The 17,756-nt window shown below is 33.7% G+C and carries 9 protein-coding genes and 2 pseudogenes; 6 read left to right on the top strand and 5 right to left on the bottom strand.

The window, feature by feature from the left end; all coding sequences use genetic code 11:
• The first annotated feature begins 483 nt into the window (after positions 1–483).
• The 3 genes from OOL01_RS02025 to OOL01_RS02015 all read left to right on the top strand — a co-directional run bounded on the left by OOL01_RS02025 (position 484) and on the right by OOL01_RS02015 (position 2,726).
• A complete protein-coding gene (locus tag OOL01_RS02025; protein ID WP_264687017.1) occupies positions 484–846 on the top strand; it encodes a hypothetical protein in 363 nt (120 codons plus the stop codon).
• Positions 847–914: 68 nt separating this feature from the next.
• Positions 915–1,595, top strand: coding sequence for an IS6 family transposase (locus tag OOL01_RS02020; protein WP_264376282.1), 681 nt, complete (start codon positions 915–917; stop codon positions 1,593–1,595).
• Between the two features lie 213 nt (positions 1,596–1,808).
• Entirely contained in the window at positions 1,809–2,726 is a 918-nt protein-coding gene (locus OOL01_RS02015) for an Rpn family recombination-promoting nuclease/putative transposase (protein ID WP_264376284.1), read from the top strand.
• A 337-nt stretch (positions 2,727–3,063) separates the two neighbouring features.
• Here OOL01_RS02015 and OOL01_RS02010 read toward each other — a convergent pair whose 3' ends face one another.
• Positions 3,064–6,900 carry an ankyrin repeat domain-containing protein gene (locus tag OOL01_RS02010; RefSeq protein WP_264687016.1) on the bottom strand — a complete coding sequence of 1,279 codons (3,837 nt, stop codon included), beginning with the start codon at positions 6,898–6,900 and terminating at the stop codon, positions 3,064–3,066.
• Positions 6,875–7,492 (bottom strand): annotated as a pseudogene (gene mutL, locus OOL01_RS02005) (DNA mismatch repair endonuclease MutL); the annotation flags it as partial. The gene OOL01_RS02010 and the pseudogene mutL, both read right to left, overlap by 26 nt.
• A 199-nt stretch (positions 7,493–7,691) precedes the next feature.
• Here mutL and OOL01_RS02000 point away from each other — a divergent pair.
• From OOL01_RS02000 to OOL01_RS01990, 3 genes are all read left to right on the top strand, one after another.
• Positions 7,692–8,567: an Rpn family recombination-promoting nuclease/putative transposase gene (locus OOL01_RS02000; RefSeq protein ID WP_264687015.1), complete on the top strand. Its 876-nt coding sequence runs from the start codon at positions 7,692–7,694 to the stop codon at positions 8,565–8,567.
• Between the two features lie 580 nt (positions 8,568–9,147).
• A complete protein-coding gene (locus OOL01_RS01995; RefSeq protein ID WP_264687014.1) occupies positions 9,148–12,369 on the top strand; it encodes an OTU domain-containing protein in 3,222 nt (1,073 codons plus the stop codon).
• Positions 12,370–13,458: 1,089 nt separating this feature from the next.
• The gene (locus OOL01_RS01990) at positions 13,459–15,399 is read left to right on the top strand and encodes an ankyrin repeat domain-containing protein (RefSeq protein ID WP_264687013.1); all 1,941 of its coding nucleotides are present in this window, start codon (positions 13,459–13,461) and stop codon (positions 15,397–15,399) included.
• Positions 15,400–15,563: 164 nt separating this feature from the next.
• On the opposite strand, the gene OOL01_RS01985 is transcribed toward OOL01_RS01990, so the two are convergent.
• From OOL01_RS01985 to OOL01_RS01975, 3 genes and pseudogenes are all read right to left on the bottom strand, one after another.
• On the bottom strand, positions 15,564–15,689 hold the full coding sequence (locus tag OOL01_RS01985; RefSeq protein WP_264687012.1) for a hypothetical protein: 126 nt from the start codon (positions 15,687–15,689) through the stop codon (positions 15,564–15,566).
• 134 nt (positions 15,690–15,823) lie between these two features.
• Positions 15,824–17,311, bottom strand: coding sequence for a recombinase family protein (locus OOL01_RS01980; protein ID WP_264687011.1), 1,488 nt, complete (start codon positions 17,309–17,311; stop codon positions 15,824–15,826).
• Between the two features lie 10 nt (positions 17,312–17,321).
• Positions 17,322–17,752, bottom strand: a pseudogene (locus tag OOL01_RS01975) (DUF2924 domain-containing protein).
• Positions 17,753–17,756 lie beyond the last annotated feature (4 nt).

Here is a 17,756-nt window from a genome sequence, read left to right as displayed (position 1 = left end):
AGTGTAAGTTGAGAGCAGAGTTAAATTTTCAATACCACCATTTACCTCTACAGAAGAGAACTTTTTTAGTGTTGCCTATATATTTTTGTAGTTTTTCGGACGAATTTGAAATTGAACGTGTATATATACTACAGGGGAATATGAAAGATAAGAGAACGGAGTTGTGCAAAATTTTCTAAAAAGTGAACAGTTTTTGTAATTTTGTTGAACTTACTATAGTAAGACCTAGCAGACCTGGTCTTCTGAATTGTAAATATTTGGGGTAAATATGGACAGTGTCAACTTACGCTTGAAAAAAATTTCTCCACTCTTCCGGAAAAACCTATGAGAAATCCGGTATTACTATAGTAAAAGGTACAGAGACATCTCTCTACCCATTTATGACTGTATTTTAAATTACCAGCCTTTAAAAACATCATCATGAGCTATGTAGCAGAGACATTTTGTCAACAAACATAGCTTATTTTAACAGGAGAAAACAATATGCATGACAAGCAAGCTTTATTTGAAAGAGCAGCAGAAGTAAAAGCAGAACTACTCTCAAGAATAGAATCATCTTTATCCTACTTATTACCAAATGGTACTTTCCACGGTGGTAAGTTCTATGTTGGTAATATTAGAGGAGATAAAGGGAAAAGTTTAGTAGTAGAAACAAGAGGAGAAAGAGCCGGATTATGGCACGATTTTGCTACTGGTGAAGGCGGAGATATACTTAATCTCTGGTGGGATGTTACTAGTCAGACTAAGTTTCTTGATACCATAGAAGATATAGAAAAATGGCTTGGTCACTCAACAAACCATAAAGAAGAATTTTCAGAACATTTAATGGTTCTGTCGCATCTATAAATCCTGGTATGTAACATTTGTAGGAAAGTAGAAAAGAAGTGATATGATCATCTAAAAAAAAAGCAAAGATGTTTCGTATTAGTTCAAAATTATTGCCATATTTCAAAGGATTTAGCTTTTCAGCAGAGATAATAATGTTATCTGTATATATGAAATGTAGATTCTCTTTGAGCTATCGAGATTTGGAAGAAATGCTGAGTATAAGGGGAGCAAAAATTGATCATGCTACGTTACAAAGGTGGGTTATCAGATTTGTGCCACTGATAGATGAAGCGGTAAGGAAAAGGAAGAAGCAGGTTGGCAGTAGCTGGAGAATGGACGAGACCTACGTTAAATTAAACGGCAAATGGGTTTATCTATACAGAGCACTAGATAGTCTTGGTAATACTGTAGACTTTCTGTTGTGTGCTCGTAGAGACAAGTCTGCGGCACTTGCGTTCTTTCGTAAAGCCTTTAGAGAGAATAACCTTCCTGAGAAAGTAGTAATTGATAAAAGCGGCAGTAATACTGCTGCTCTTGATGATTTGAATACAGAAATTTCTGAAGATTGTAGAATCATGGTTTTTCAAATAAAATATCTAAATAATATTGTCGAACAAGATCATAGATTTATCAAAAAACGAATAAAGCCAATGCTTGGTTTTAAGAGCTTCCACTCCGCAAAGATTACCATTACCGGCATAGAAAATATTCGTATGATTCAAAAAAGACAAATTATCGGGGCTAATGATAATGTTTCTACTTTTTAGAATTTTGCTATGCTAATTGCTCTATAACTCCCATAATCCCAGTTTAACGATCTTCTTGTACCACAATTTATAGATGCGACAGAACCCCTTATGGAAACAGTAGTATACTTTGCCATACAGAAATAAATATTATACAGGTTAACATAAATCAAAATTGTTGAACATTTCTTCACAATTGTGTATAATTATTAATGTTTTCTAGGTTAACCCGTCATGGCTCTTTCGAAGTTTCTCGATCCAAAAAATGATATATCGTTCAAGCGCATCTTTGGCACTGAAAAAAATAAAGATATCCTTATTCACTTTCTTAATGATATTCTTGGCTTCACCGGCAAAAGTGCAATAAAGGATATAGAGTTTTTAAGTACTATTCAAGACCCTGATATTGCCTCTAAAAAACAAAGCATTGTCGATGTTCTTTGTAGAGATGAAAATGGGCTGCAAGTCATAGTCGAAATGCAGGTCGCTAAAACCAAAGGCTTTGAAAAACGTGCTCAATATTACGCAGCTAAAGCTTACTCAAGACAAGCTGATAAAGGTGATCAATACCATGACCTTAAGGAAATTATCTTTATTGCTATAGCAGATTGTATTTTATTCCCTGATAAGTCTGAGTACAAATCAAAGCATACTATTCGCGATGAAGATACTAATGAACATGATCTAAAAGATTTTTACTTTATATTTATTGAGTTGCCTAAATTTCCAAAAACCAAAGAAGATCAGCTTTCAAGTATAGTTGAAAAATGGGTCTACTTTTTCAGATATGCAGACGAAACTAGTGAAGAAGAGCTAGAGAGAATAATAGGAAGTGATCTAATAATTAAAAGAGCATATGAAGAACTAAATAGGTTCAACTGGTCAGAAAAAGAATTTATTGCCTATGAACAGGAGATCAAGCGTATTCGTGATGAACAGGCTGTCCTTGCTCAAAAACTCGATGATGCTAAACATGAAGGTAGACAAGAAGGCATCCAAATCGGCCATGAAAAAGGTAAAATTGAAGGTAAAATTGAAGGTAAAATTGAAGTTGCCAAAAACTCACTCAAGGCCGGTGTATCTATTGATGTTATTGCTCAAATTACCGGTCTCTCTCATTCTGAAATTTTACAACTCAGGGAAAAAACATAAATACTACAACTTATTCACTTCAACATTTATGAAAACCTTCTCTAAGTTAGACATATCCCCTCATTAAGAATCTAGTGAACTGTCTAAAACAGCTATGAAGATTGTACATAGAATTATATAAATTACTATCATAACATTACCCAAACTTCTATATCAAAGCTACGTGCTGTAAGTTCAATATGGAAAACACATTAACCACTTAGCATTTAATGTCTACTTCATCCATGTTAGTATTAGGACCATCAAACTTGGTCTGGTATCTCTAATTATTTTGGCTACCCTCACTTTAAATTTTCCACTACTTGGCACATTATAGCTCCACCTCTTATATTATAAACTACCTATTGAGATTACCTCCAAGCTTGGTTACTCCTATCTCAGAAAGATAAGTTGATACTTTATCTTTTTGTAGGACATTTGTACAAAAGCGCTTCTTGGACTTTTCTAAAACATTATCTAACCCAACATTACTACTAAATTCAACTCCTCTTTCCAAGCTTGCTATTATTTCTGGATACGCATCTTTAAGTTCAACACGTATTCTAGCTTGTTCTTTTGATTCTAGGTTTCTTATTTTATCTTCTACAAATGAATTAAATTTTTTAAGAGCAAATTCAACTGCAACTCTGCTGCTTGGCACAACTTCTACTCCTTTACTCATTAAACCTTGATAGCGCCTACTTGGAGTATTATCTAATGCATCGGCAACACAACTCGCAAGAGCAATATTTTCATTATTTAGGAATTTATTCCAACCAACAGATGATGTACTTTGTGGTATTTTTTTATTATCACTTTTTACATTATTCTTGTCTGCAATGTTGTATTGAGAGGGTAATGCAGGAATTATAGAGAAAGTGCTAGCTGCTAATTTTTTCGCCCAAGAAATACAATTATTTATCCATGAAGATGGTCTTGTACCACTACTTGCTGCTATCTCAGGTTGATTACTCGAACCTAGCAACTCACTCAGTAAATGACGGCGTTTACGTTGTACAGCTTCTCCTCTTTTCTGCTTGAGTTTTTCTAAGCACTGCACAATATCACTACATTCTTTGTTTTTACCACGTTCTCTTAGTTTCTCTTTAGCAATATCTAGTGGCGTTTTACCATCCTTTTTAGCATCAACATCAGCCCCTTGACTAATAAGCTCTCTAACTTTAAGGAGATTTTCTTCTCTTACAGCAGTAAACAACTTCCTGCGTAATTGCTCCTGTTCTAAAACTCTCACTATATGACCTTGTTGGGTGAACAATAATGAACTATTGAGAGATTCCTGATTCTCTTCAAGAACGTTCTTTGTATTAATAGCAAACTCTAGCGGTGTTTTACCATTCTTGTTTTTAGTATCAACATTAGCTCCTCGACTTATAAGCTCTTCAACTCTAGGAAGATTAAATTCTCTCACAGCAGTAAATAACTCTTTACCTAATCGTTCCCGTTCCAAAGCTTTAACTATATCTGTGTAACCCTTTTGAATAGCCAATCCCAAAGGTGTTTGGTTATGAATGTCCTTGACTTCAATATCAGCACCTCTATCAAGAAGGAATTTGACTGTATCTAATTTGTTTCCCTCTACAGCTACATGTAAAAGTGTAGAGTGGTCATTAGTTACATCATTAATATCACTAGCATCCTTATCTAAAAGAAATTCAACTATTTCAAGCTTACTACTATACTGAGCAGCCAGATGCAAAGGTGTATCGCCGTAGATATCTCTAGCTTTAATATTAGCGTTCTTATTGAACAGAAACTTAACTATGTCAAACTTGTCACTAGAAGCAGCAAAGTGTAAAGGTGTCCATCCATATTTGTCTTTGGCTTCAATCTTAGCACCCCTATCAAGGAAAAATTGGACCATGCCCAAATCTCCTTCTTGAGCGGCAAAATGCAAAGGTGTTTTTCCTTCCTTATCTTGAGCATCAATGTTAGCATCGTCCAAACTAGCACCTCGATTTACAAGATCTTTAACTTTTTTAAAATTACCACCTTGCACTGCAGCCAGTAATTGCTCATTTAATTGAGCTTGTTTTAAGTATTTTACGATGCTATCATGCTTTCGGTCGATGGCGATATCTAGCGGTGTCTTACCATCCTTATCTTTAGCTTTGATATCTGCTCCCTTACTTGCAAGATACCCCATTACATCCAGATGGCTGCCACCAGAAGCCATGTGCAATGCTGTCTGCCCATCACTATCTTTTAGATTAACATCAACTTCCCCTTCATCTACAAAATACTTTACCACATCTAGCTTACCATTGTAAGCAGCATAGTGCAGGGGAACTCTACCGCCATTATCTTTAATTTCTAAGCTATTTTTTGCATCTGCTACAAAATATTTTACTATATCCAGATTACCACCATAAGCAGCAGAATGCATAACAGTCATCCCATTACTATACTTAGCATTCAAGCTAGCCCCTTGACTTACAAGATCTCTAACTTCATCAAAATTACCATATTGTGCTGCAATAAGTAATTCTTGATTTAGCTGCACTTGTTTTAAATACCCTACAACATCTTCATGTTTTTGATCAGTAGCAGCATCCAGCGATGTCTCACCACCTTTGTCCTGAGCATTAATGTCAGCTCCCTTTTCTACAAGGTACTTCACTACACCTAAGTGACCATTCCAAGAAGCACAGTATAGTGGTGTTCGACCATATCTATCAACATCATCGATGCTCATTCCCTTGCTGAGAAAAAATTCTATAATGTTTGTATTATTATTTTCAGCAGCAACATGTATAGGTTTCCTACCAAAAATATTCTCAGCATTAATATCGGCTCCCTTCTCGACTAATGATCTAGTATCATTTAATTGACCTTTCCATGCAGCTAAGTGTGGCGGCGTCCAACCATTTTCATCTTTAGAATGAACATCAACATTTTCTCCAAAATGACTATTCACAGAAACATTGCAAACAGGAGGCTCTATTAGGCTTTGATTAAAACTAAAAGCTCCGCCATTATTGTCTCTAGAGCCAGTACCTGTACTCTGGCTTCTACCTTTTCTTATAGTAGATCCACAATCTTCAATCTTCCATACACCTTGTGTAACCTCTCCCCCTGGAATCCAAGTGAATACGCTTCTTCTATCTTTGTCATGTTTAGCATAATCAGCAGCATACACATATTCTTTAAGCTTAACATTCATTATAGAGCAGTCGTTACCATCAGGTTTAATCATCCACACATCTCGTGCAACTCCTCCCCCTGAAACCCAAGTAAATACCATTCTCCTGTCGTTGTCATAATTGAAATAATCACTAGCAGCATACAGATTTTCATTAAATCCAGCATTCACTATATTAAAGTTATCACCATCAGGTTTAATCATCCACCTAAACTTATCATTTTTTTCATTCTTTGGAGTCCAAGTAAATACCTTTCTTCTATTGCTGTCATAATTAAAACAACTATCAGCAGCATATAAATATTCATTTTGATAAGTATTTTTAATACATACTTCTGACGCAAATACTATATTCTTTACTGACTCTGGCAATCTGCTTTTTAGCTCCTCAAGGTTAGATCTTTTTTCTAACCGGGCATTAGCATAGTTATCAAAATTCATTGTTTCTTTTATATAGTAAGCTAACTTAAATACTGCACCATTATTTAAATCATCATTCTCTTGCATTGCATCAAACACAGCTACGTAACTTAAAATAAGCTGATCAATATAACCATGACTTCGTACAAAACTTAATATTTTTTTTGTATCTACTTTTCCATACACATCATTTATAACTCCTTTAATTATATCATCAAACAACTTTCCATCTGATCTATAAATTTCATCAGCAAGTTTATTAACTGAACTATATCCATTATGCAACATGCCATCCTTTAGCTTCTTTTGTACTACATTTTTTATTGAATATCTTAACTTCTCTACAAAAAACTCTGCCCATTTTTTTACATTAGCCGCAGTATCTGCTTGGTTAATAATTTCTTTTTTTAGAACATCAACCATCTTCATCATCTTATATGGGTCATTATTCTCGATACTTGCATTCTTATCAAGAAAGAACTTAACCATCTCTAAATCACCGTTGTAAGCGGCCATACGTAGAGGTGTTCTACCATCTTTATCTTTAGCCCTAATATCAGCACCTTTATCAACAAGAAACTTAGCTATTGTTGAACAGCGAAGTTTGCTTAACATATTTTAAGAGCTTTTTATTACCAGAAGTGAAAGTAAACCCAATACTATAATTAATCATCGCTAAGTTATTCACAATATCAACAATACTTTGTGTTTCTGCCCTTTCGGTTTTTAGAAACTTTAGTCTATTTGGTGTAGCAAAAAATAAGTCACGAACTTCAATATATGTACCTTGCAACAAAGAACAAGGGGTAATCTCTCTTATTTTTTCTCCTCCCTCATACCTTATAGACCATGCTTCCTTTGCTCCACTTGCCTTAGACGATAATTTCATTCTGCTTACTGCTGCAATTGAAGGTAAAGCTTCTCCCCTAAACCCAAGGTGCTTGATTTCTATTAACTCACTATCGCTTAATTTTGAAGTGGCATGCCTCATAAATGCTAGTTCTAAGTCGTCCTTTTCTATTCCATTTCCATCATCTGTCACAGTTATAAGGTTACGTCCACCACTTTCTATTTTGATCTCTATCTCTGAACTTCCAGCATCTATTGCATTTTCTACTAATTCCTTTACTACACTCGCTGGCCTTTCTATTACCTCCCCAGCTGCTATACGATTTATAGTTTTTGTGTCTAAAAGAATTATTGCCATATTTTCAACTCTCAGTCTTATCAGGATATAGCTTGAATATCAATGCAAATCAAGTTCTCTATTAGGTATCTTAACTAATTTAAAAACAGAAATAATTGCAAAATCCCAGCCCGAAATGTTATCTCCTGTGGTTTGAATTTTAGTTGAATATTTCTACAGAATTGTGTATAATTATTAATGCTTTTTAGGTTAATTTATCATGGCTTTTTCTAAATTTCTTGATGCACGCAATGATTATGCCTTTAAAAGGATATTTGGCACCGAGAAGAATAAAGATATTCTCATTCATTTCCTGAACGATATTTTAGGCTTTACTGGCTTAGCTGCTATTCACGATGTTGAATTCTTAGCTACCATTTTGGACCCTGAAATTGCCGCTAAAAAGCAGAGTATTGTCGATGTTCTTTGTAAAGACTCTCAAGGTTCAAGATATATTATAGAAATGCAATTCACTAAGACTAAGGGCTTCGAAAAACGTGCTCAATATTATGCTGCTAAAGCCTACTCAAGTCAAGCTGATCAAGGTGATAATTATCATAATCTCAAGGAAATTATCTTCATAGCTGTTGCTGATTGTATTATTTTTCCAGATAAGACTAAGTACAAATCTAATCATGTCATTTTAGATCAAAATAGCTTTGAACATGACTTAAAGGATTTTTACTTCGTATTCATAGAACTACCTAAATTTACAAAGACAAAAGAAGACCAACTAGAAAATATAGTAGAAAAATGGTGTTATTTTTTCCGATATGCAGCAGAAACAAGGGAAGAGGATCTAGATAAGATAGTTGGTAGTGACGTAATAATAAAACGAGCTTATGAAGAGATGAATAAGTTTAATTGGTCAGAAGAAGAGTTACTAGCATATGAACAAATGAAGAAACGCATAATGGATGAGATTGCTGCTTTTGCTCAAAAATTTGATGAGGGTCTTAAAGTTGGTCAAGAAAAAGGTAGACAAGAAGAAAAAATCGAAGTTGCAAAAAACTCACTCAAGGCCGGTGTCTCTATTGATGTTATCGCTGAAATCACTGGCCTCTCTTTAGATGAGATCCGAAAATTAAAGGATTAATACGAAAATGTTCAAAAAAGCATATACATCAAGTTAAGGGAAAGTGGCATAAAGAAAAAAAGGGGATGGAAAAAACCACTTTAGATAGTAATTAATAAGGTTAGTGGTTTATACGATTACTCTAGATAAAAATGCTCTAAAAAATAAATGTAACAAATAAAACACCTACTTTAAATTTTGCTATATTAGACAATCTTTCCTTAACTTAACGCCATTGCTTGAACGGATACCTTTTGATTGAATAAGATAATACGATAGTAAATAAAAGGTTGTATTAGAGCTGAATTTTACATCAAAAAATATTTTTCATGATATAAAAAATTATTATTGACTTTTATGCAATTAGAGAACTTATATACAATTACACTTTTATAGAAGATATAAACCTAAATAAAGTTTTTATCCTTATTTTAGTCAAATAATTTTTGGCAATAAAAGCATAGTTGATATCATAGTCTTATAAGTAAGTGGCTTGCAGTACTGTAGGCAATTAATTAATCGCGGTGTTGATTGTATGATAGTGGTTTCGTTGTTGTATTGGTTGAAGTAAGTTTTTGTATGTTTATTTGTGAGGGTGTTTATGCAAGAAAATGAGCCAATTTTGCCTCCGGGCTTTCGTGTAGGAAAGGCAACTACAGATGGAAACTGTTTTTTTGATTCATTTAAGCAAGGACTAGGACAATTAGGAATAAGTGCTGCTGTTGAGGAACTGCGAGAATATTGTAAAGAGTTTGCACAAAATAACCCACCAGAATGGTTCATAAATGCTGTTGCTAACAGTTATGACAATAATGGTGCAGTGCGTAGGGAAACTCCAGATTCTTATGCAAAAAATATTCTAAATAACAATAGATGGGGCGATTCCGAAGTTGAAGGTAGAATACTTTGTGGAAAGTATAGTGTAAAACTGCATGTTATGGAAAGACATGTTGTGGATGGAAAAGAGGTATGGACAAATCAGATCATAAATAGTGAAGAAGGTTCTAAGAATGTGGACGACATAGATTATAATGAGGAAAATACTATACCCATAATAAATAGAGGCCATGGTCATTTTATTCCAATATTGAGAAAACAAAACGACAGAGGAAGAGGTGAGCCTCTTAATGATCTTGAAAAAAAGATTGAAGGTTACCTTGGCGAATCTTCGCATTTTGTTGATATATTTGGGAACGTTGAAGTAATTTATTTAGGTCGTTACAATAATCAAGACTGCGTTGAAGAAAGAAATTTGAAGTTTGCTGTTTTAACTAATAAAAGAGACTCAGAAGGTCAACAAATTGTAAGGTGCTATACTATTTCTTATAGAATAAACAGTCCTGACTCAAGATTCAGTAAAGAAGAGATGGAATTGGTAAGAAACAAACTACCTAATAGCGATACTGAAGGGAAAAAACGAGCATTTGTGTTTCGAGAGTATAAAATGTTCACAGGAAAAGAAAGGAAGGGGAATGATAGAGAATTAGTCTGTAAATCATTTTCTGAAAAGCAAGAATTTACTAGAGAGTTGAAATTTCCATATAATGAATTTGTAGCATTAATCGGGGGCTTTGGTTCACGTAGTCTTTTTTCTCCTGTACGTGCTTCTACACCAATTACCCGAAGAAATATACCTAGAGGACGTGGTAAGGCTTATGCGTATAAGTTTTTAGAAGATCTGCTTAAAGTAGAGATGAGTCCTGATGTGCTAGTAGATATTATAGTTGATAGCAAAGACAATACTAAAATCGCTGTAGTAGGGCGTGCAAAGGTATTGGGAAGTTCTAGAAAACAAATGCGTCACGTTATATCATATTCTTCGGTGAAGAGTGCTATTGAGAGTGTAATAAAATTAGGAAGTGACTACGAGTCGTATTTGGAAGACATGGTGGAACAGGTTATGATTCCACTAATGATAAGCAGAGGAGGTTTGTGTTTGACAGGAAAACAGTATAATAATCTCAAAGAGAAAGAGGTTATTCCTTCTGGTAAATATGATGAGTTTAAACTCACGACTGAAACTAGAGAAAGACAACACAATAAATATCACTTAATATACGATAAAGAGATTATCGAAACCATTAACAAAGAAAAAATTTTTACAGAAGAAGAAATAAAAAAAGCTCGCACTGATTTTAATGCAAGACTTAGAAAATACATAAGCCATGGAATTGATTATCTAACTGATGGATTAGCTGCAGAAGATATGAACACTGTTACGATAATGTGTGAGGGAGTTGTCAGAATAATACTAACTATGTTTAACCAAGACATACATGCTGCTTTTCCTGATGAAGGTAATTCTTTATTGGAGGAAATCCGGTTATATAAAAGTAAAGATATTGAAAAAAAAGCTAGAACAATAGAGTTACAAAGACAAATAAAAGAAGTGTTATTTGAGGTACAACTACATGATGAAATTACTCAAGAGATAAATGATCAGAATATTAAGGATTATGATTCGCGTATTAGAATTGTGAATAATGAAGGAAATATAGTAAAGAGAACAACATGTGCATTGAGTGTTTTAGACTCTTTACTGGAAGTAACTAATATTAATGCAAAAAAAAGTGAAAAATATTTGGATGATTATAATGAGAAGTGTAATTTTACTATTAGAGCACATAGTCAAGATTTAGGTAATTATAATGAGAAGATTAATAAAAATAATCTAAATGATGTTCTATATAATCATGTAGCAAAACATTTGTATGCAGTATTTGATTTTAAACCGTTAGAAGAAAGAGTATTAGCAAAAAAAGACAAAGAGAAAGAAAAGACTATAGAAGTATATCCTTCTTCTTCTGGACCAGAAATAGAAATGTATTCAATACAAAAAGGAAATGAATATAGAGCGCCACAGGTTCGTTATGCAAAAGGTTATAATAATAGGGCAATATTTCGTTCACAAATGACTGAACAACAGATAAGAGATGTATTATCTAGTAAGATTATTCCGCATGTTATTGTTCATCTAGTGCCGTACAGGGGATTGAAGGAAGGTTTTATAGAGAATGTGGGGGAAGGATTAGGAAGTGGAATGAAAGAGATACTAAATTCTTTTATAAATCTAGTAAGGCAAGACTATATTGGTGCGCAATTTCACGAAGGGATTAGAGAAGTACTAAATGATAATTGGGTAAAGCAAATGCTTGAAAAATACCAAGAACAAAATAAATCTTTCCTTAATGCAAGTAGCCTGGTTGCAGATGAAGAAGAACAACCAGAAAAAAAGATGGAGGTAGGAGGCAGTGTTACTGAGGAATCATTAAAAGATATATACATATACAAAGGAGGTTATATGAAAAAACGTAAAAGTAATTTACAAATGGCACTTGGAAGAGCACACTCAAATTTCTTGTGTGATGCAATGAGTAATAATGAGCCTTACTCGATTACAGAATGGGTGGAAGACAACCTAATGAAAGGTGACGACCAAATAAAAGGTGGTAAAGTATCAAAAATTGCTTTTTATGAGGCAGAAAAATCACTAATTAGGAAGTATATTCGTGAGGGTAAGTTTGGTAGTATTGTCACTCTTCTTGATGCGATTCATAATGAGAAGTTCAAAGGTGAGGATGGCTATAAAGAATTAAAAATAAAAGAATGTGAAGTACTGACAGATGCAATAGTAATGGCAAGAGGGTCTTTAGAAAGAGATGATACTATGCACAAGAATCTGCATGATTTGTTAAAAGATAAACAAGAGAAATTAAAAAAAATGGAAGATATAGATCTTGAAAAAGATGGAGTATCTACTAAAATAACAGAAGCCCTTAACGTAGTTAAGGTTAATTCTGCAGGTAGTTCTAAGGGTAAGTAATAAATTTCAATGTTTTATTAAGGCTTCATAAGTGTGCGGTAGGGGATACTATATTAATTTCGTTTTCCTACCGTATCACTAGTAATAGGTTTGTAAATTCTATATGGTTTTTTGCAGCGGTTTTATGTTGAGTGGTCATATAGTACCATAGGCTGATGTTGCTCCAACAAATAACGATCCCTTGACTATAAAAAATCTCAAATTGCTTGCTCTATAACGTATATGTCAAATATTTATTGTAGAATATGTGGCCTTAGCCAGAAAAAGTTGTAGAGAAGTTAAGAATATTTTTCACAAAAAGGACGATACCAATAAAAAGGATTTCATTCTATTGGGGATAAAAACTGTTATGAATTTTCCTGTTATTTCCGAGTTCAATAATATTAATTTAGCAATATTTTATTAAGATCTTAAGCAAAACAATCATTTACAGCATTCAAAACCAATGGCGGTGAGAAATGTTTGTCTTAGAATCGTATGGTCTTCCATATGTACCATACGAACTTTTCTTTATAATAATTTTACTATACGCTAAAACTAGCTACATTAGCCCATTTCATCCATATCTACATACGAACTGTTTTGCCTAAGCTTATTGAAATAATTTAAATCTTCTATTTTTATAACCTTATTTTTACGCGGCTTGTTCTCACAAATATACGACCTTTTTTGCAATCTTAGGAAGAGTCAATAATTCAATTCTTTATAACACTAGCTAGCATGGTATCTTCACTAAAATATTTTTTAAAAAGTTAGTTGACTTATAAATAATTCTCTACTAATACTGGCATGTGTTTGTTTATTCTGCTGAAGTGGCTCCGCAGGTTACTGTATAAGCTTCAGCAGTTTTTGCACTCCTTTAAAGCATCATATTCCTATATATTAAATATCGCTAGTGCTTCTCAAATTTGTTGATCTATAGTAAAACTGGCTAAAACTTGGAGTCATAAACAACTTTTAACCTAGTAGTAGTACTCACCATAAAAACTTAACAAAAATATGAGCAGTAAAAATATTACGTTGAAATTAGCTTGACCAATATTATATATTATATATAATACATCCTATATTTAGAATTAGGGGGTAGCTATGGTTGAGACTAAAGAATTTGTAGAACATATTATAAAACTTACCAATCGGCAAAGTGATCAAACAAATGAGCAGGAACCGAAATGGAAACCAAGCACTGGGCAAAGATGGCCAAGCACAGATGAGCAGGAATTAGAAATAACTCAATTACCAACAAGTAGTAAAGATGACTACTACGAACTCATTAAACAAAGTTTATTTTGGATTAATATGAACTTAATGGATAATACAAGTAATTGGAGCTTATTAGAAAAAGAATGGGTTATTAAAGCGCATAGATCAGAATTAACAAAGAATCAGGAGAAGTTAATTCAAAAGTTATTTCATATTATCAATAGTCGTGATACTTCAACACTCCAACAATTTTTACAGAAAACTAAGAGTAATCCAGATCTAAAAACTGTTCTCGATCTTAAAGTAGGGGCGTCAGAGTTAACATTGTTACATATACTTCCAACAATCCTAAATTCATTTGATAGTTGTACTTTAGTGGATTGTCTCTTAAAAGCAGGAGCTGAACCAAATATACAAGATTATAAGGGAAAAACACCTCTACATTACTATGCTGCTACTTATCCTGTTGAAAAGAAATATGTGGATTCTCTTGTAAGCTATGGAGCTGATTTGAATATAAAGGACAATAATGGAAAAACTCCTCTACAAATTGCAATTGATAAAGGTACTTTGGATGTTGCAGAGTGCTTCTTTAATTTAGAGCAAAAGAAATTGTATGAAGAATTAAACAAGCTAATTGAAAGTACATCTAAACTTGAGAATGGTTCTTCCAAATATAACGTTCAAGGTGTTGAGGACCTGAAAAAGTTCTTAGATAAAAATAAAAACAATGAAGATTTAAAGATGATTTTGAGTATTAGGGATGAAGAAAATAATTTAGAAATACTTAAAGATTATATGTATACTGAAGTGATAAATTTACTCTCGGCAACTCAATCACAATTAATGGTAACTGAGCAAGAGACAGAGGAAACTTATGTACCACATCAATGTTTATTGGACATTTGTTTAACAGATCAACTACGGCAACTAAATCAGTTTGTAAGTGAAATACCAAAAGCTGCAAACATAGCTGAATTACAGAAAGTTGTCGATAAGGCTATCATGTCTGGAGTGGGATTGAATCTTACTAAAGATGGAGGTCAGTGTTTCACAGATTACATACTAGAAAGAATTGACCAACTAGAAAAAAACCATGAAGTTGCTAGCAATATAGTATGTACATTAATATCAAAAGGAGCAAGGTTAAGTAACTGGAATAGTTTAAACGTTATTGATGAAATAGAACTGGAGTTTAAAGAGCACAAAGCTAATATGATAAAAGCTCATGAACAGTGTGTTGATCGTACTCATAAATTTCTGAAAATCGCAAAAAATGCGACCAACGGCAAGTTAAATTGTGCAAAAATGGATAACGCTACTTTTTACTTAGAATATTCAGAAGACAGTATAATAGATGTTGCGCAGATTACAGATGGAACAAGGGATTTAGGTCTAACAGATGGAGATGTAAAGTGTGGAAGAAATATAGTAAAGATCGGTAAAAGTGAAGTAGAAATAAAAACTGAAGATGGCATAAGGAATTACACAGATCTTACAGAAGGTAGCAGTATAGTATTAACTTTCTATACTAGTTTGGGAAATGTAGACGTTAGGCTGTATCCTGACATACAGAATAAAAGCAAAATTATAGTAGAAGTGAGTAATAGAGAAGAAATATTAGAAAAATTCAAAGGTCGCGAAGAAGAGTTAGGTAATGATTGCGAGCTTGGTAACTACTGGGTCTACGATGCTATTGAACAGGGATATTTTGAAAGATCTGGTGGATTAATGCGTCCTGAAGTAATAAGCGAGTCTAACAAGAACAAAGATTCATGGGTAGGACGTGAAGAGTTAAGAAGAACTTCTGATTCTAGGGCTAGGTAGATTAATTTTTCATAAAAGTTAAAGATTATTATTTAAATATAAACTACTATAATTTATAGATTAAGGAAGTTGTACCAATGTCTTCTAAGAATACTCTTTTATATTGTTTTTAAGCTGGTTACAAAATGAGGATATGGAACATACAATTGGCTCTGAGCTGCCTTTTACACTCCAGGTCTACTATTAAAATATGCAGCTAAAATTGGATCATTTTCTACCATTGTTGCACCTAATATGCTAAAATCTTCATCACCTGTATTGATATTTTTACATAATTGATCTTGTAACATTTATTTGCTCTTCTATATCAATTTCAACATCTTTTTGTGTGGCCCTTTGTAGTAGCTCCTTTTGCAATAACCTTTTTTAATTTTCTGGCACATACTTTTTTCGATGTTTTTTCATATTGTTGTTTTTATAAACGTTACGACGCTGAGCCGTAAAATTTCTCCCTTTGCTCACTCCACAGCATCGGTATTTCTCTCAAATCAACTAATTTCAAATCTCTTGGCTGTCTCCCATTTACTATGTCTTCTTTAATCTTTGGTGCTAAATAGTTCAACCTCAAAATTTGCTGTATACGTCTTGTACCTATATTAATTTTGGCACTCAGCTCTTTCACACTTTCGTATTTTCCTTCCTCCAGTTGCCGTTTCCATAGGTGGGCTCTTACCACTGCTTTTAGTAACGCATTATTTGTTTTCCCTTCTGGCTCTATTACCACGCATTTCTTTCCTTTCTTCTTTATTGCTATAAATTCGACCTTATCCTCCGAACCCACCTCTATTCCATCTCCTTTTACCATTACTCCTTTTATTAACTTTTTCACTACTTCTTTCTGCTTTCCAAAACTTAAATTTTTCCACTCTTCTTCGGTCTTTTCTTTCCAATTTTCATATAGCTGCTCTGTCTTCCTCATTACTTCTTTTTCCACTTCTCCAGCTACTATTGTTCGATTCACTGATTCACAACCTTTTCCTCTTAAGTGATTGTTGCATACGTAATATCGATATCTTTTATTCTCTTTTTTTGCATACGTCAGTGTCATATTTACATCACAGCTCTTGCACTTAATTATTCCCCTAAGCAGTGCTTCCTCATATTTTGCTTTCCTATATGGTTGATTCCTTATCAATTCCTGCGCTTTTTGCCACTTTTCCTCTTCTATTATTGCTTCATGCTTTCCCTCATACTCTTTCTCATAATGCCTAATTTTTCCCATATATATTGGATTTGTTATTATTCTTCTCACCGTGGCCTTTTTAAAGATATCTGATTTTGTTCTGTAACCTTGGCTATTTAACTCTCTTGCCAACTCTGCCATTGACTTCAGCTCTACATACCTTTCAAATATATGCTTTACTGCTTTTGCTTCTTTCTCATTTATTATTAATTCTTTATCTTTTATATCGTATCCCAGCGGTAAAGTTCCTCCCATCCATAATCCCTGCTCCTTTGATGTTGCTATTTTATTTTTTACTCTCTCCACTATCATTTCTCTTTCTAGTTGTGCTGCTCCTGATAACACTGTTTGTACAAACTTTCCCATTGGCGTATTATTGTCAAATATCTGCGTTACTGCTACAAAATTTACTCTATGCCTTCTAAAAAATGACGTTACTTCGATGCTGTCTTTTGTTTCTCTTGAGAGCCTATCCAGCGTATATACTACTACACAATCTACTTCTCCTCCTTTAACATCTTCAAATAATTCCTTTATTGCTGGTCTTTCTAAATTTTTCCCTGAATATCCACCATCATCGTACTTTTTGGCCAATGCTACCCAGCCTTCTCTGCTCTTTATGTATTTTTCACATGCTACTCGCTGCGCATCAAGACTGTTAAACTTTTGTTCTAGTCCATCCTCATTTGATTTTCTCGTATATATCACACACCTTACTTCTTTTAGCATTTTATTCTCTTCAATTTTCATTTTTATCACGCATACCGAATAATAAAGGTCCGTTGTAGCTCATTCCCATTATTTTCCCGGCTACTGCTGATAATGATGTGAAAAATTCTTCTCTGTAGATTAACCCTTATCTGTTACCATCACCGCATGCGTTTCCTCCCCTCTCTCTAGTATTAATTCTGTCCCTTCTACTGGTAATTTATCACTACTTATTCTTTTTCCCTTCTCTAGTCGGTCTGCCAGATACTCTAGTCTTTTTGTCCCCTTTCTTGACATTTCTCCATATGCTTTTTCCTGCATTCTATAAGCCAATCTCGGTATCAGATATTTCTTTGAGTATCTGGGCGCTTCTTCTCCATGTACCTTCTTCCATATTCTTCTCAACTCTACCAACGCTTTTTTCTCCAAATTCATTACTTTCTTTTCTATTTCTTCCTCCATATTT

The organism is Wolbachia endosymbiont (group B) of Rhopobota naevana (assembly GCF_947250615.1).
Lineage (GTDB): Bacteria > Pseudomonadota > Alphaproteobacteria > Rickettsiales > Anaplasmataceae > Wolbachia.
Note: the sequence above shows the minus strand (reverse complement) of the source record. Positions and strands in the feature narration are given on the sequence as shown.

Bases quoted from the DNA above. Each gene is read 5' to 3' on its own strand.
- OOL01_RS01985 (WP_264687012.1), bottom strand. From the start codon at position 15,689: ATGTTACAAGATCAATTATGTAAAAATATCAATACAGGTGATGAAGAT.
- OOL01_RS02020 (WP_264376282.1), top strand. From the start codon at position 915: ATGTTTCGTATTAGTTCAAAATTATTGCCATATTTCAAAGGATTTAGC.
- OOL01_RS01990 (WP_264687013.1), top strand. From the start codon at position 13,459: ATGGTTGAGACTAAAGAATTTGTAGAACATATTATAAAACTTACCAAT.
- OOL01_RS02010 (WP_264687016.1), bottom strand. From the start codon at position 6,900: ATGTTAAGCAAACTTCGCTGTTCAACAATAGCTAAGTTTCTTGTTGAT.
- OOL01_RS01980 (WP_264687011.1), bottom strand. From the start codon at position 17,311: ATGCTAAAAGAAGTAAGGTGTGTGATATATACGAGAAAATCAAATGAG.
- OOL01_RS02025 (WP_264687017.1), top strand. From the start codon at position 484: ATGCATGACAAGCAAGCTTTATTTGAAAGAGCAGCAGAAGTAAAAGCA.
- OOL01_RS01995 (WP_264687014.1), top strand. From the start codon at position 9,148: ATGCAAGAAAATGAGCCAATTTTGCCTCCGGGCTTTCGTGTAGGAAAG.
- OOL01_RS02000 (WP_264687015.1), top strand. From the start codon at position 7,692: ATGGCTTTTTCTAAATTTCTTGATGCACGCAATGATTATGCCTTTAAA.
- OOL01_RS02015 (WP_264376284.1), top strand. From the start codon at position 1,809: ATGGCTCTTTCGAAGTTTCTCGATCCAAAAAATGATATATCGTTCAAG.